The organism is Knoellia pratensis (assembly GCF_042666395.1).
GTDB lineage: Bacteria > Actinomycetota > Actinomycetes > Actinomycetales > Dermatophilaceae > Knoellia > Knoellia pratensis.
The window spans coordinates 1209065-1224268 of record NZ_JBHTDJ010000001.1 but is presented as its reverse complement, the minus strand read 5'-3'; the positions used below and the strand labels follow the sequence as shown (position 1 = coordinate 1224268).

The 15204-nt window shown below is 69.9% G+C and carries 13 protein-coding genes; 10 read left to right on the top strand and 3 right to left on the bottom strand.

What is annotated here, in order from left to right; genetic code table 11:
• The first annotated feature begins 6 nt into the window (after positions 1 to 6).
• Positions 7 to 2292: a helicase-associated domain-containing protein gene (locus ACFQRE_RS05905; protein WP_380119902.1), complete on the top strand. Its 2286-nt coding sequence runs from the start codon at positions 7 to 9 to the stop codon at positions 2290 to 2292.
• A gap of 31 nt (positions 2293 to 2323) precedes the next feature.
• Here the strand turns inward: ACFQRE_RS05905 and ACFQRE_RS05900 are convergent, their stop codons facing one another.
• Positions 2324 to 3253 (bottom strand): hydroxymethylglutaryl-CoA lyase, encoded by a 930-nt coding sequence (locus ACFQRE_RS05900; RefSeq protein ID WP_380120441.1) that lies wholly within the window; start codon positions 3251 to 3253, stop codon positions 2324 to 2326.
• Positions 3254 to 3360: 107 nt separating this feature from the next.
• Here ACFQRE_RS05900 and ACFQRE_RS05895 point away from each other — a divergent pair, with 107 nt between their 5' ends.
• From ACFQRE_RS05895 to ACFQRE_RS05855, 9 genes are all read left to right on the top strand, one after another.
• Complete coding sequence (locus ACFQRE_RS05895) at positions 3361 to 4101, top strand: DUF4190 domain-containing protein (protein WP_380119900.1); 741 nt, start codon at positions 3361 to 3363, stop codon at positions 4099 to 4101.
• A 6-nt stretch (positions 4102 to 4107) separates the two neighbouring features.
• Positions 4108 to 5745: a DNA repair helicase XPB gene (locus ACFQRE_RS05890; protein ID WP_380119898.1), complete on the top strand. Its 1638-nt coding sequence runs from the start codon at positions 4108 to 4110 to the stop codon at positions 5743 to 5745.
• 628 nt (positions 5746 to 6373) lie between these two features.
• Positions 6374 to 7000 carry a hypothetical protein gene (locus tag ACFQRE_RS05885; RefSeq protein ID WP_380119896.1) on the top strand — a complete coding sequence of 209 codons (627 nt, stop codon included), beginning with the start codon at positions 6374 to 6376 and terminating at the stop codon, positions 6998 to 7000.
• 24 nt (positions 7001 to 7024) lie between these two features.
• Entirely contained in the window at positions 7025 to 7396 is a 372-nt protein-coding gene (locus tag ACFQRE_RS05880) for a DNA polymerase ligase N-terminal domain-containing protein (RefSeq protein ID WP_380119894.1), read from the top strand.
• Positions 7397 to 7459: 63 nt separating this feature from the next.
• Positions 7460 to 8173: a response regulator transcription factor gene (locus ACFQRE_RS05875; RefSeq protein ID WP_380119892.1), complete on the top strand. Its 714-nt coding sequence runs from the start codon at positions 7460 to 7462 to the stop codon at positions 8171 to 8173.
• Positions 8173 to 9633, top strand: coding sequence for a sensor histidine kinase (locus ACFQRE_RS05870; RefSeq protein ID WP_380119890.1), 1461 nt, complete (start codon positions 8173 to 8175; stop codon positions 9631 to 9633). Before ACFQRE_RS05875 ends, ACFQRE_RS05870 begins: the two co-directional genes overlap by 1 nt.
• Positions 9634 to 9682: 49 nt before the next feature.
• Positions 9683 to 11086, top strand: coding sequence for a S1C family serine protease (locus ACFQRE_RS05865; RefSeq protein WP_380119887.1), 1404 nt, complete (start codon positions 9683 to 9685; stop codon positions 11084 to 11086).
• Between the two features lie 126 nt (positions 11087 to 11212).
• Positions 11213 to 13051 (top strand): DUF2339 domain-containing protein, encoded by a 1839-nt coding sequence (locus tag ACFQRE_RS05860; protein ID WP_380119885.1) that lies wholly within the window; start codon positions 11213 to 11215, stop codon positions 13049 to 13051.
• Positions 13052 to 13064: 13 nt separating this feature from the next.
• Positions 13065 to 13712 carry an HD domain-containing protein gene (locus ACFQRE_RS05855; protein ID WP_380119883.1) on the top strand — a complete coding sequence of 216 codons (648 nt, stop codon included), beginning with the start codon at positions 13065 to 13067 and terminating at the stop codon, positions 13710 to 13712.
• Here ACFQRE_RS05855 and ACFQRE_RS05850 read toward each other — a convergent pair.
• Together ACFQRE_RS05850 and ACFQRE_RS05845 are read right to left on the bottom strand one after the other, a co-directional pair.
• Positions 13700 to 14320 (bottom strand): DedA family protein, encoded by a 621-nt coding sequence (locus ACFQRE_RS05850; protein ID WP_380119881.1) that lies wholly within the window; start codon positions 14318 to 14320, stop codon positions 13700 to 13702. The two genes, ACFQRE_RS05855 and ACFQRE_RS05850, sit on opposite strands and share 13 nt — an antisense overlap.
• A 137-nt stretch (positions 14321 to 14457) precedes the next feature.
• Entirely contained in the window at positions 14458 to 15204 is a 747-nt protein-coding gene (locus ACFQRE_RS05845; RefSeq protein WP_380119879.1) for a DUF4031 domain-containing protein, read from the bottom strand.

Here is a 15204-nt window from a genome sequence, read left to right as displayed (position 1 = left end):
AGGGCAGTGCTGCCCGCGTCCTCTTCCCCTATCCGTTCCCTTGCTGATGACATCAGGGGACGATCCGACGAGGAGCTCGCCGCCCTGCTCGCGGCCCGACCCGACCTGGCCCGGCCGGCGCCCAGCGACCTCACGGCTCTCGCCTCCCGCAGCTCCACCCGCGCCAGCACCGTCCGCGCGATCGACGGGCTCGACGCCGCCCACCTGCAGGCCCTCGAAGCAGCTGCGATCGGCGCGGAAGCTGTCAGCCCGGACGCGCTCGCCCGTCTGCTCGACGGCGCCGACCTCGACCGGGTCACCGCTCTCGTCGACGACCTCTGGCGGCTCGCCCTCGTCTGGCGCGCGCCGCACGGCCTCATCGTCACCCGCACCGCAGTGGATGTCCTCGGTGAAGGCGTCGCCGGGCTCGGGCTGGCCGCCGATGACCTCCCCGGTCCGGCAGCGCCCGACGCCGAGACGCTTCGGGCCGAGATCGCCCTGGCCCCGCCGCGTGCCCGCGCCATCCTCGACCGCCTGACCTGGGGGCCCTCCGTCGGGATCGTCCCCGCCGCAGATGCCCCCGGGCGTCGCGGTCCCGCCGACGACGGCCCCCGCTGGCTGCTCGCCCACGGGCTCGTGCGCGCCGTGGCCTCCGACCAGATCGCTCTGCCTCGCGAGGTCGCGATGGTGCTCCGCGAGGGGCGCGTCCACCGCAACCCTCAGCTCGATGCACCTGCGGTGGCCGGCGCCGAGCGTCAGGTCGAGCAGGTCGACGCCGCCGCCGGAGCCTCCGCCAGTGAAGTGTTGGCCCTGCTCGACGAGCTTCTCGACTCCTGGTCGCAGACGCCCCCACGGGTCCTGCGCACCGGTGGCCTGGCCGTCCGCGACCTCAAGGCAGCGGCAGCCCAGCTCGACACGACACCTGAGCACACGGCATACCTCGTGGAGCTTGCCCTCATCGCCGACCTCGTCGCCGACGACGGCGAGGTCGACCCGCACTGGGTGCCGACCGCCGAGTACGACATCTGGCAGACCGAACCCGGCGGCGAGCGCTGGGCGCGCTTGGCTCTCGCGTGGCTCACGACGACCCGGGCACCGCACCGGGTCGGCAGCCGCACCGACACCTCGGCCGTCATCAACGCCCTCGGGACCGACGGGCAGTGGCCGCCCATCCGCACCCTGCGCCGAGGCGTGCTCGACCTTCTCGCAGCCGCTGACGAAGGTCTCGCGCCGAACGCCACCGACCTCGCCGGGGCCGTGCGCTGGCGCCGACCGCGCCGGGTCCCCCGCACCCTCGACGAGGTCGTCGAAGCCGTTCTGCGCGAAGCCTCCTGGCTCGGCGTGACCGGCCACGGCGCCCTCAGCGTCGGCGGCCGAGCCCTGCTGGCGAGCGAGGGTGACCTCAAGCCGGTCGCCGAGTCGATCCACCCCCACCTGCCTGCCCCCGTCGATGCCGTTCTCCTGCAGGCAGACCTCACTGCCATCGCACCCGGGCCGGTGACCGGCTCGCTGGCCGCCTTCCTGCGCCTCGTCGCCGACGTTGAATCGCGCGGCGGCGCCACGGTCCACCGCTTCAGCGAGGACTCGATCCGGCGCTGCCTCGACACCGGCTGGACGGGCGAGGACATCCTCGCCGGGCTGCGTGACGCCAGCAGCACCCCTGTGCCACAGCCCCTCGAGTACCTCGTGCGCGATGTCGCTCGCCGTCACGGCACGATCCGGGTGCGCGGTGTGAGTGCCGTCATCCGCAGCGAGGACGAGGGTGGACTGGACGTCATGCTCGCCAACCGCAAGCTCGCTGCCCTGCAACTGCGACGCATCGCCCCGACCGTCCTCACCTCACCCGTGGGACCCGAGGTCGTGCTCGAGATGCTGCGCGAAGAGGGATTCGCCCCAGTGTCCGAGTCCCCTTCCGGGACAGTCACGGTGCCGACGCGACCCGTGCGTCGGGCCGTGCGCCAGCGAGCCGTCGACCCCGCGCTGGTGCAGGCCATGGACCTCGCGCAGCTCGACTCCCTCGTCGCGGGCCTGCGCGCGGCCGAGGCCGAGGCGACGTCGCGCGCCAGCGTGACGATGGACGGGCGGGCCGGACCGGCCATCCCCGCCAACGACCCCACCACCTCGATGGCCGTGCTGCGTGAGGCCATCGCCGACGGGCGAGCCGTGTGGTTGGGCTACTCCGACGGGGTCGGTCGCACCCAGCGGTTGCTCTTCTATCCGGAGCGCATCGACGGCGGCCGCGTCTCAGGAGTGAACGAGGGCGTCACCCGCACCCTCTCGATCCACCGCATCACCGGCGTCGTCACCGACTGAGCTGGCCGGCCGGGCAACGCGGCGGGTGAAGTCAGCTGGTGAGGGCGCGGACGACGCCTGAGGGCGAGGGACGGCCGAGCTGCTGCGCCATCCAGGCACTCGTGGCCAGCAGCGACTCGAGGTCGACGCCGGTGCGCACGCCGGCACCCTCCATGGCCCACACCAGGTCCTCGGTGGCGAGGTTGCCCGTGGCGCTCTTGGCGTAGGGGCAGCCACCGAGACCGCCGGCACTCGAGTCCACGACGGTCACGCCATGACGCAGCGCGACGAGGGTGTTGCTGAGGGCCTGCCCGTAGGTGTCGTGGAAGTGCACGCCGACGCGATCGACGCCAATACCTCTGTCTCCCAACCCATCCAGCAGCCGCGAGACGTGGCCCGACGTTGCGACTCCGATCGTGTCACCGAGCGAGAGCTGGTCGCAGCCGAGCTCCATGAGGCGCTCTGCGACACCGACGACCTGGTCCACCGGCACCGGACCCTCCCACGGGTCCCCGAAGCACATCGACACATAGGCCCGAACCCAGAGGCCGGCGTCCTGAGCGCGCTGAACGACGGGACGGAACATCTCGATCGACTCGTCGACGGTGCGGTTGAGGTTCTTGCGCGCAAACGTCTCGGTTGCGCTGCCGAAGATGGCGATGGCACCGACACCCGCCTCGAGGGCGCGGTCGAGGCCGCGTTCGTTGGGGACGAGCACCGGCCGCTTCGGCCCGCGGCCCTCGTCTCCGAGGAGCTCGAGCACCTCGCTGGCATCGGCGAGCTGCGGCACCCACTGCGGGTTGACGAACGACGTCGTCTCCACGGTTTCGAGCCCGGCAGACGCGAGGCGCCGGATGAACTCGGCCTTGACCTCGGCGGGGACGATCGACTTCTCGTTCTGCAGACCGTCACGTGCCCCGACCTCATAGATGGTGATCTCGGGCGGGAGGGTGGGATCGGCTTCGACCTGCGGCGTGCGCATGCTCATGCCCCTGATCCTGACACGCCCTGCCTGCTCCGATCCGTTTGCCTGCTCCGATCTGTCGGCCATCGGCACGGAGCCCCGGGCAGGCGGGATACCTTGTGCCCATGAGTGAGAACGACAAGGACCCGCGTTCAGGGGAGTTCACGGATCCGACAGCCAGCCCGGACTGGACTGCGCCATCCCAGGACGCGACCCCGCCCACGGAGCAGATCCCCCAGGGGTCGCCGACCGAGCAGATCCCCCAGGGTTCTGAGTTCGCGCCGCCGGTCCCGCCCGTTCCGCCTGTCCCGCCCGTTCCCCCGTCGTACGGCTCACCCAGCTATGACGCGCCCTACCAGGCGCCGCGGGGCCAGAGCAACCCCTACGCCGGGTCGAGCGCGCAGCCCACGAACCCGTATGCCGCGACGCCGCCTCCTGCGGGCGACCCCTACGCCGCTCCCCAGCCGGCCTACGACCCCTACGCCGCGACCGGTGCGCCGGGGGCGCAAGGCGGCTACCCGGCATACTCCGCTCCTGGTCAGTGGCAGGCTCCGCCGCCCGCCTACGGCGCCGCGCCGCCGCAGAACACGAGCGCGCTCGTCCTGACGATCCTGTCCGGGATTGGCACGGTCGCCTGCTGCAACCCGTTCATGATTGCTCCGCTGGTCTTTGGAATCCTGGGCCTGACGAAGAACGCCACCGACCCCGCGGACTCGCGCAAGATGGCGAAGTGGGGCTGGATCGCGTTCGGAGTTGTCGTCGCACTGTCCATCATCAGCGCAATCGCCTTCTTCGTCCTCGGCGCCTCGGGCATGTTCGATGACGGCGGCTACGGCTCCGATTCCGATTCCGACTACACCTACTGAGGTCGCGTGACTGACGGCGCACTGATTGTTCAGAGCGACAAGACCCTCCTGCTCGAGGTAGACCACCCCAAGTCGGCTGAGGCACGGCGCGCTATTGCACCGTTCGCCGAGTTGGAGCGAGCGCCGGAGCACATCCACACCTATCGCATCACGCCCCTGGGCCTGTGGAACGCCCGCGCGGCCGGACACGACGCGGAGCAGGTCGTCGATGCGCTGGTGACGCACAGCCGCTACCCCGTGCCGCACGCGTTGCTCGTCGACGTAGCGGACACGATGGCGCGCTACGGCCGCCTCACCCTCACCAAGGAGGACGGCCGTCTGGTCCTGCGCACCACCGACCGCGCGGTGCTCACAGAAGTGTTGCGGCACAAGCGAATCAAGCCCCTCATCGGCGACCACATCGACGAGGACACGGTCATCGTGCACCCCAGCGAGCGCGGCCACCTCAAGCAGGAGCTCCTCAAGGTCGGGTGGCCGGCCGAGGACGAAGCCGGCTATGTCGACGGCGAGGCGCACACGATCACCCTCGACCAGAGCGATGGCTGGGTCATGCGCCCCTACCAGCAGCAGGCCGTCGACGGCTTCTGGGACGGCGGCTCGGGCGTCGTCGTCCTCCCCTGTGGCGCGGGCAAGACGCTCGTCGGTGCGGGCGCGATGGCCAAGGCGTCGGCGACGACTCTCATCCTCGTGACCAACACGGTTTCCGCGCGGCAGTGGAAGGACGAGCTGTTGCGCCGGACGAGCCTCACCGAGGACGAGATCGGTGAGTACTCCGGGGCCCGCAAGGAAATCCGCCCCGTCACCATCGCGACCTACCAGGTGCTGACGACACGTCGCAAGGGCGTCTACACGCACCTCGACCTGCTCGACGCCAAGGACTGGGGACTCGTCGTCTATGACGAGGTGCACCTGCTCCCCGCGCCGATCTTCCGCATGACCGCCGACCTCCAGGCGCGACGTCGATTGGGCCTCACCGCAACGCTCGTGCGCGAGGACGGCCTCGAGTCCGACGTCTTCTCGCTCATCGGTCCCAAGCGCTTCGACGCACCGTGGAAGGACATCGAGGCGCAGGGCTACATCGCCCCGGCCGACTGCGTGGAAGTGCGGGTCACGCTTCCTGACGGGCAACGCATGGCGTATGCCGTCGCTGAAGCCGAGGACCGCTATCGCCTCGCCTCCTGCTCGGACGCGAAACTGCCCGTCGTCGAGAAGCTCGTCGAGAAGCACCGCGGCGAGCCCACTCTCGTCATCGGCCAGTACCTCGACCAGCTCGACGAGCTGTCCACGCGACTCGGCGCCGAAGTCATCACCGGAGAGACGACGGTGACCGAACGTCAGCGGCTCTACAGCGCGTTCCGGGACGGCGAGATCAGCCTGCTCGTCGTGTCGAAGGTCGCGAACTTCTCCATCGACCTGCCCGAGGCGAGCGTCGCCATCCAGGTGTCCGGGACGTTCGGGTCGCGCCAGGAGGAGGCCCAGCGGTTGGGCCGCGTCCTGCGCCCCAAGGGTGACGGCCGGACCGCGCACTTCTACACCGTCGTGGCGCGTGACACCGTCGATGCCGACTTCGCTGCCCACCGCCAGCGGTTCCTCGCCGAGCAGGGCTACGCCTACCGGATCGTCGACGCCGACGACCTCACCTGAGGTTTCTGGGACGCATTTCTGCGCCGCTGCCGCGAACGGCGCTCAGGCTGACCAGGGGCGCCCGCATGCGGGCGCCGGTCGCCACGTTGAGCGCCTCTCGCGCCAACGGCGCAGGGTTGGGCGCTGGGGGTCGCACCGCTGAGTTCGGTCGAGCCGAATGCGGAGTTCGTCAACTGCGGGGCCGCCCTCTTCGGGCGACCGGACCCGCTGCCGCATCCCGACTGTGCCGGTGCCTACTTTCCGCTGCCCTACTTGAGCGTGATGCTCATGCTGAGCGGTGCTGTTGGCGCGTTGACCTGCGCTTACCTCGCGATCCGGAGACCTCCGTGGGTGTCGCTCCGTCGGGCGGCCGGTCAGTCCGTCGGCGTGAGATGACCAGTTCTTGGCCGGGCGACCACCTCTGCGTGGTCGCCCCGCCAGGAAGTGGTCATCTCGAAGTCAGGGATCCCCCGGAACCCCTGATCACCGACTTCGTGCCCCGGACGGACTGAGGAGCGCTGCGACGATTGTCCGTCCGGGGCACGAAGTCGGGTGGTGGTGGGGGGTGACCCGGAACGGACCCCGAGTCTGACCCCGGAAGGTGACGACCCGGCATACGCCGCCGCGAAGCGTGTGTGACAGTTGCGCCATGACGCAGCAGCCCCAAGGCACCCCGACCGCACAGCCCACCCGCTTCCGGATGCGGCAGAAACTCACGATGATGGTCAACCGCTACGAGATCCACGGTGTGGGTCCGGACGGCGCCGAGACCGGACTCTGGGCGTTCGCTGAGCAGAAGCGGATGGCGTTCAAGGAGCAGGTGACGTTCTTCGCCGATGCAGGCAAGACCCAGCCGGTGTTCGGGTTCAAGGCGCGCACGCGCATGGACCTCGGGGCGACCTATGACATCACCGACGCGTCAGGGGCGCCGATCGGTCAGTTCCGCAAGGACTTCGGCAAGTCGCTGCTGCGCTCGACGTGGCACCTCACCACCGCCGACGGCCGCGTGGCCCTGGGCCAGGAACGCAACCAGACCATCGCGATCGTGCGCCGCGTCTGGGGACTCATCCCTGTGGTCGGCGAAATCCCCATCCCGTTCCTCTTCCACTTCGACTTCACGCTGCCCGACGGCCAGGTCGTCCTCAGCTCCACGAAGAAGCCGGCACTGCGCGACGTCTACGAGGTCGAGCTCCCCGTCGTCGACGGCGCCCAGCCCATCGACTGGCGTGTGGCTGCAGCGATGTCCGTGGCCCTGGACGCCCTCCAGTCCCGCTGAGCCAAATCGCGACACAATGGGCCCGTGGCCGATGCAGCGAACCCTCGCGAACGCCCGGTGTTCGTGCTCCACGAGCACCGCAAACCGCGCCCCCACTTCGACCTGCGGCTCGAGGAGGGCGGGGCCCTTCGGTCGTGGGCGGTCCCACGTGGCCTACCCGACGACCCGGCCCACGATCGGCTCGCCGTCGCGGTTCCTGACCACGACCTCGAGCACGCCACGTACACCGACGAGGACAAGGACATCGCCGACAGCGGCTGGTGGGAGCTCGTCGACCGCACTCCCCGCCGGTTCGTCTTCGTCCTGCACGGACAGTCCGGCGCGCGACGGTACGCCCTGATCGACACCGGCCGGGACTGGTTGCTGCACCTGACGAAGGAACAGCACCCCGCCTAGGGCGCCGGCGAGCACACGGCATACGTCCAGACAACTCCCAGACTCGGGGCGGACACTGGCAATGTGACAACCACAGCCAAGGTCCCCGAAGCCACGCTCCTCGTCGTCGAGGACGAACCCAACATCCGTGAGCTCCTCGCGACCTCGCTGCGCTTCGCCGGCTTCGAGGTCGTCACCGCTGCGACCGGCGGCGAGGCCGTCAAGCTCGCCGACCAGCACCACCCCGACCTCTGCGTCCTCGACGTGATGCTGCCCGACATGGACGGCTTCGCTGTGACCCGCAAGCTGCGTGAGTCCGGCCGCCGTCTGCCCATCGTCTTCGTCACCGCCCGCGACTCGGTGGACGACAAGATCAAGGGCCTCACTGTGGGCGGCGACGACTACGTCACCAAGCCGTTCAGCCTCGAGGAGGTCGTGGCTCGCATTCGCGCCGTCCTGCGACGCACGCGCGGCGACATCGACGACAACTCCGCGCTGCGCTTCGAGGACCTCGAGCTCGACGAGGACAGCCACGAGGTGCGTCGCGCCGGCCGCGTCATCGAGACGAGCCCGACCGAGTTCAAGCTCCTGCGCTACCTCATGCTCAACCCCAACCGCGTGCTGTCGAAGGCGCAGATCCTCGATCACGTGTGGGAGTACGACTTCCGCGGCGAGAGCGGCATCGTCGAGTCCTACATCTCCTACCTCCGGCGCAAGATCGACACCGAGGCCCTGCCGCCGCTGATCCACACCAAGCGCGGTGTCGGCTACGTGCTGCGCCTGCCCCCTCAGGGCTGATGGCCGGCTCACCGGCACCCCGGGCGGTGGTACGCCGCCTCGAGGCGATGCCGCTGCGCGTGCGGCTCGTCGCGATCGTGCTCATGGTTCTCGCCGCGGCTCTTCTGTTCTCCAACCTCGCCACGGCCTACCTCATGCAGCGAGATCTCATGAGCCGCGTGGACGACGAGTTGCACAGCGTCACGGCGCCCGTGGCGAATCAGGCACTTGCCGATCTCAGCCGGGGGGACGCGAAGACAACACCCACGGGCTATGCCTTCGTTCTCTTCCCGGTGAACTCACCGACGATCGCCGTGAATCCGACGGGTGAGGACCTCCGACCCGATGTTCCACGACTTGCCCTCGATGACGCTCGGGTGACCACCCACCGACCCTTCACGGTGAAGTCCCTTCATGGCAACGTGAATTGGCGTTTCGTCGCAGGCAAGACCTCAAAGAACGAGGCGACGTTTGCCGTCGGCGTCCCCCTGGAGTCGGTGAAGCACACGGTGACGCGGCTCCTCGTGACAACCGGGGCGCTGAGCGCTCTTGTCCTCGCCGGTTCGGCACTGCTCGGGTGGTATGCCGTCCGGCGGGCTTTCCGTCCCCTGGCCCAGATCGAGGACACCGCAGCCGCCATCGCTGGTGGCGACCTGACCAAGCGCATCCCGGTGCGAGCAGCCGAGGACGAGGTGACGTCCCTGTCCCGCAGCCTCAACGCCATGCTCGCCCAGATCGAGACGTCGTTCGCCGTTCGCGAGGCATCCGAGGACCGCATGCGACAGTTCGTCGCCGACGCGAGCCACGAGCTCCGCACTCCCCTGGCGACGGTCCGCGGCTACGCCGAGCTGCACCGCCAGGGCGCCATCTCGAGCGCCGACGACACCCGCGCGGCGATGGAACGCATCGAGTCCGAGTCGGGTCGCATGAGCGGACTCGTCGAGGACCTCCTCACCCTGGCCCGGCTCGACGAGGAACCCACGACTGCCATGGGCGAGGTCGACCTCACCGTCCTGGCCGCCGACGCCACCTCGGACGCGCGGGTGCGCTCCGGTGGTCGACGGATCACTCTCACCGGCCTCGGCGGGCCCGTTGACGCGACCGTGGTGTGGGGATCCGAATCGAGACTCCGGCAGGTGGTGACGAACCTCGTCGCCAATGCCGTCCGGCATACGCCGCAAGGCACCCCGATCGAACTCGCCGTCGGCAAGGACGGCACCGACGGTGTCATCGAAGTTCGCGACCACGGTGACGGAATCCCTTCTGGCACAGCGCATCGCGTGTTCGAGCGGTTCTATCGGGCCGACCCCTCGCGCGGTCGCAGCGCCGGGGGCGGCAACGGTCTCGGACTCGCGATCGTCGCGGCCATCGTGGCCGCACATCGCGGTCGCGTCGGCGTGCAGCCCACTCCCGGCGGCGGTGCGACGTTCGTGGTTCGCATACCCACAGGCCCCTCACAGGCCCGGTCCAGCGACTCTTGATGTCGAGGCACTTGAGTAGGCAGTGCCAGCCCGACGAAGGAGACCAAAGATGAGCAACACCGAACCGGGACAGACCGGACCGTCGACGAGCAACACCCCCGACACCCCGGCTCCCCAGGGCGGAGCCGTGACCCAGACGCTCCCGCAGCAGGCCGCTCCCCAGGCCCCTTCGTCGCAGCCCGGCCACGAAGCGCCGACCACGTGGTACGGCGCCCACGAGCCCGCCGGACCGGTGTTCCCCCCGCCACCGGCCTACGGGGCAGCCCCGCAGAACCCTGAACCGAAGCCTCCTCAGCGGCGTCGGATGGGGGAACTCTTCGCGGTGGCTGCGCTCACTGCCGCCCTCGCATCGGGCGGCACGTACGCCGCGACCCAGCTGGGGTCGCAGGACACGCAGAACCCCTCCACTGCGTCCCCCTCCTCCAGCCTGGGTCGCGGCGCATCGACCGCACCGGTCTCCCAGACCGACCCCCAGTCACCGAACTGGACCGCCACCGCCGCCGCCGTCTCCCCCAGCGTCGTCGCGATCAAGACGGACAGCGGTGAGGGATCGGGCGTCATCATCGACGACTCCGGCCACGTCCTCACCAACAACCACGTCGTCTCCGGCGCCCAGGAGCTCACCGTCACGCTTTCGGACGGCCGGGCGTTCAAGGGCAAGATCCAGGGCACTGACCCGTCGACCGACCTCGCCGTCGTGACGATCGAGGGCGCGCCCAAGGACCTCCAGCCCATCTCGATCGGTGACTCGGATGCCCTCAAGGTCGGCGACCCGGTCATGGCCGTCGGCAACCCCCTGGGCCTGGCCGGCACGGTCACGACCGGCATCGTCAGCGCCGTCAACCGCCCCGTCACCACCGAAGCCGCGCAGGAGGAGCAGCCGCAGCAGCAGAACCCGTTCGGCAACCAGACGCCACAGCAGCAGCAGTCGAGCAGCGAGCCGGTCGTCACCAACGCCATCCAGACGTCGGCGGCGATCAACCCCGGCAACAGCGGTGGCGCCCTCGTCAACGCCAATGGCCAGCTCGTGGGCATCAACTCCTCGATCGCGTCCCTCGGTTCGTCCGGGTCGTCGCAGAGCGGCAACATCGGCATCGGTTTCGCGATCCCCGCCAAGGAGGCCGCCTCGATCGCCGAGCAGCTCATCAAGGACGGCAAGGCCGAGCACGCCTACCTCGGGGTCGCACCGGTCGACGGCACCGCCTCCGACGGCAGCGCCACCCGCGCCGGAGCCAAGCTCAGCACCGTCTCCCCGGGCACTCCCGCCGAGAAGGCCGGGCTGAAGGTCAACGACGTGATCATCGCGGTCAACGGCGAGCGGGTCGACTCCGCCGAGGCACTCGTCGCCCACATCCGCGAGTACTCCGTCGGCGACTCCGTGAAGCTCACGGTCCTGCGCGACAACAAGACCCAGGAGATCTCGGCGAACCTCGTCGCGGCCCCCGCAAGCTGACCCGCCAGTGAGTCCGAACAGGGACGGACCCACGCCCGACCACTCAGCAGGCACGCCAGCACCTGAGTGATCCGGTGAGTACCCCGACTCATGGAGTCGGGGTACTCGTCGTTCCATCCTGTGAACATGACGCAACAGCTGCAGGACGTGCGGCGCCTCGAAGCCGAGTTCGCCGACGCGATGAACCGCATGTATGCCGTGGGCAACGGCCTCGCTCGGATGCGCGCCTCCCTGGAGATGGGCGAGGTCACCGTGGCCCCTCCCGCTCCCGCAGCCGCTTCCATGTCCTCACCGGCGCCTTCGACCGCACCCATCGGGATGCCTGTCGAGGCACCAGGTCCCGCTCCCGTTCCGGCTGCACCCCCGGTCCCTGAAGCCGTGCCGTCGTGGTGGCAGCGCGAGGGTGCGGTCACCCGCGTTCTCGCGGTCGCCGGCGCCGTCGTCACGCTCGTGGGCATCGCGATGCTCCTCGCCCTCGCGATGCAGCAGGGCTGGTTCGTGCCCGAGCTGCGGGTCGCCCTCGGCGTCCTGCTCGCCGTTGCTCTCGTCGCCACCGGCCACGTCGTGCGGGCCCGCGAGACGTCGCGAGGACGCTCCAGCGCCGCTCCGGTCGCCCTCGCGGCCACCGGGTATGCCGCGGGCTACCTTGACGTCGTCGCCGTCACGACCGTCTATGGCTGGGTCCCCCAGGTGGCCGGTCTGGTGTTGGCCGGCGCCGTCGCCGTCACCGGACTTCTCCTCGCCCGCCGTTGGAACAGCCAACTCCTCGCCGTGCTCACCGTCCTCGGCGCCACGCTCCTTGCTCCCGTCGTCACCGAGAAGTTCGGCGACGAGGTCTCGCTCTTCGTCGTGATCCTGTCGGCGGCTGCGCTCCTGGCCCGCGGGGACCGCGGTTGGCCGATGCTCGCCGTGGCCCGCACCATGCCCTCGACCGGCTTGATCCTCCTGGGCATCGCCGTCGCCGAGGGTGACGGTGCGCCGTCCAGGATCGCGATCGGTGCGGCTGCCGCGCTCACCGGCCTGGCCCTTGTCGGTGCCGTGTCCGCTGGTCGCCACAACCGGGCGGACCTCATCGGCAGCGCCACGCTGGCCGCCGCCACGATCTCGCTGCTCGTGGCGTTCGGGGTGCATGGCGACACGCTACGCACGACCGGATTCGCCCTGATTGCAGTCGCTTTCGCCGTCGCCCTGGCCGTGACGTCACGCGCGCCGATCGGCCCGGTTCCCACGACGCTCGCCACGACCATCGGTGCGATCTCGGGTGTCTCGGCCCTGCTCGCGGTGATGAGCGGCGCTCCGGAGCGCTGGGTCGTCACCGGCATCTTGATCACTGCACTTGGGTATGCCGCAGCGGCCGTCACGACGCGTTCTCGCGTCACGCTCTGGGTCGCCGCCGGAACCACAGTGGTCGCCTCGGTCGCCTACCTCACCCACCCGGCGGCCTACGTCGAACTGGGCATGGCCCGGGACCACGACGCCACCACCGCATTGCTCGACAGCCTCCTGGCCGGCGGGATCGCCGCCCTGGGCGCCTGGGGTGTGGACGTCGTCCGCGGCATCCCGGTCCGCGTTCGCCGCCTCACCCGGATCGGGGCGCTCATCGCCGGGCTCGCCACATCCGCCGTGGCCGTCATCTCGATCGGACTGCTCGTGGGCAAGGCGCTCGAGGCGACCTCCGCCGGCTTCCTCGCCGGTCACGCGCTCGCCACCGTCCTGTGGATGGTCACCTCCGCCTGGCTCCTCCTGCGCGGGCTGCAGGCGGAGGCGCACCGCGCCCTGTCGCTGCGACTGGGCCTGGGCCTCGCCGCCGTCAGCGTCGCGAAGCTGTTCCTCTTCGACCTCGCCACCCTCGACGGGTTGTGGCGGGTCGTGGCGTTCATCGTCACGGGACTTCTGCTCCTGGCCAGCGGGACGGCATACGCGAAAGCTCTGGACCGGACCCGACCGCCGGCGGCGACCGCCTGAGAGACTGGCCCGCATGCTGCGGGACGAGATGTGGGACGAGGCCGTGCGGGCCGTCAGGGGTGACGCGCACGGCCTCGTCTCCGTTCGCGAGGACCTCGCGAAGCGGTGGTCCGAGGCTCATCGCGGCTACCACGACCTGCGTCACCTCGACGAGGTCATCGACGGGTTGAGCCAGCTGCGCGACAGCGCACTCGGCGGCGACACAGAGTGGGCGTGCGTGGTGTTCGCCGCGTGGTTACACGACGCGGTCTATGACATCACCGCTGGAGCGGAGAACGAGCGGATGAGCGCCGAGTTGGCGCGAACCACCCTGTCCGCCAATGGAATCGGCACGGAGGTCGTGGACGCGGTCGTGTCACTCGTCCTGGCATCGGAGGCTCACGACGTCCAGGAGACTCGCGGCCCGCAGGCAGCCTTCCACGACGCCGACCTCTGGATCCTCAGCGCGTCCGAACGCCGCTTCGACGACTACTGCACAGCCGTCCGGCGGGAGTATGCCGCCGTGCCCGACGACGCGTACGCCCGGGGCCGCACCGCCATCCTGGCGCCCTTCCTCGAGCGTGAGTCCGTCTATCGGACCACGCAGGCCCGTCAGCAGTGGGAGCCGGCCGCCCGGCGCAACCTCACCCGTGAACTGACCCGCCTCGCTCAGAACGACTGAACATCGCGCGCACCGGTTCTCGATGGGCGCTGCAACACCCGATCAACGACGAGCCCGAGGCCTCCAGCGAGCGCGATACCGCCGAACGCACCAAGGAGCGGGTTGTCCTGCACCCAGTGACCCGCGAGGGCGCCGATGGCGACGGAGTAGGTCGCCCAGCTCAGCGCTGCCAGCGCGGAGAGCAGGACGAATCGTCGCTGCGAGAAGGTGCCTGCACCTGCGGTGATGTTGACCGCGACGCGCCCCACCGGGATGTATCGCGCGATGACGATCGCGATCCCTCCGCGCCGGTCGAGCTCGCGCTCACCTCTGAGGAAGGCCTGCCGCAGTTTGGGCCTCGGGCTGTGGCGCAGCTCGCGAAGGCGTGAGCGTCTGGCGAGGTGGAAGGTGAGGTTGTCGCCGAGGAAGGCTCCCAGGGCCGCCACGAGCCCGAGCGCGACGAGGTGGGGTGAGCCGGTGGCGGCGCCGAACGCCGCGAGGGTGATCACGACGGAGTCGCTCGGTACGGGAGGAATGAGCGCATCGAACGTCGCCAGGAGGAACAGCACAGGCAGCACCCACAGAGCAGCAGCGTTCTGCTCGATGAGAGTGTTGACGGTCTCGAACATGCGAATCGCCCCTTGGGACAGGGGTATTGAGATCTGCGGGTGTCGCCGATCGACCTGTCACTGCCAACCTAGGATCCCGGCTGGGCGGGGACCATGGGGTGACTCCCCCGCCTGCCCCTGAGCCGACCCCGGGTTCGTCAGGGGTGCACGTGCTCCGGCACCTGAGCACCCGGGTCGACAAGCGGCCACCAGTGCCGCTCACCGAGCTCCGACATCTGGCTCTGCGACGGCAACCACGTGCCCGAGGCGTCCTCGAGTCCGTCGGTGGCCACGGCGTAGAGGGCAAAGCATGCGTTCGGCGAAGGCCACGGATAGGTGACGTCAGGCTGTTTCACGACGTTGCGCACGTAGCCGAGGAGCACGGCGCCCTCAGCCGCGACGCCGAGTTCGTCGCCCAGTGCCCGCAACGCGTCCTCTGCACTCTGTCCGTCACCCACCGTCCGGGTGGGGAGGTCCAGGCCGCGACCGTCGGCGCGCTCGACGACCAGCAGCGCACCAGCGTTGCGGACGACGGCTCGCACCACCACGGTGTTCGGGGGCGGGTTGTCCTGTCGCGAGGCGATCACGTCGGCCCGGCTCCCCGGCGGCAGCCACGGCGCGCCAGGGGTGCTCATGACGACGCGCTCATGTTTGCGCTTGGAGATGCGAAGTCCGCTGTCCCGCAGGCGTTTGAGCAACTCTCGACCGTCGATGGGGACGGCACCCGCAGCGACGACGTCGTCGTAGCGCTCCTGCGGGATGTCGTAGTGATCTCCCTCGAACGCACGCCGCGAGATGCCGGCACGTCCCGCGAAGTCGTGCAGCTCGGCATACGACGTCGTGCTCACGAGGTGGGACCACAGCCGTCCGTGGGCCGGCCACGCAGGCGGGTCGATGAGGAGCAC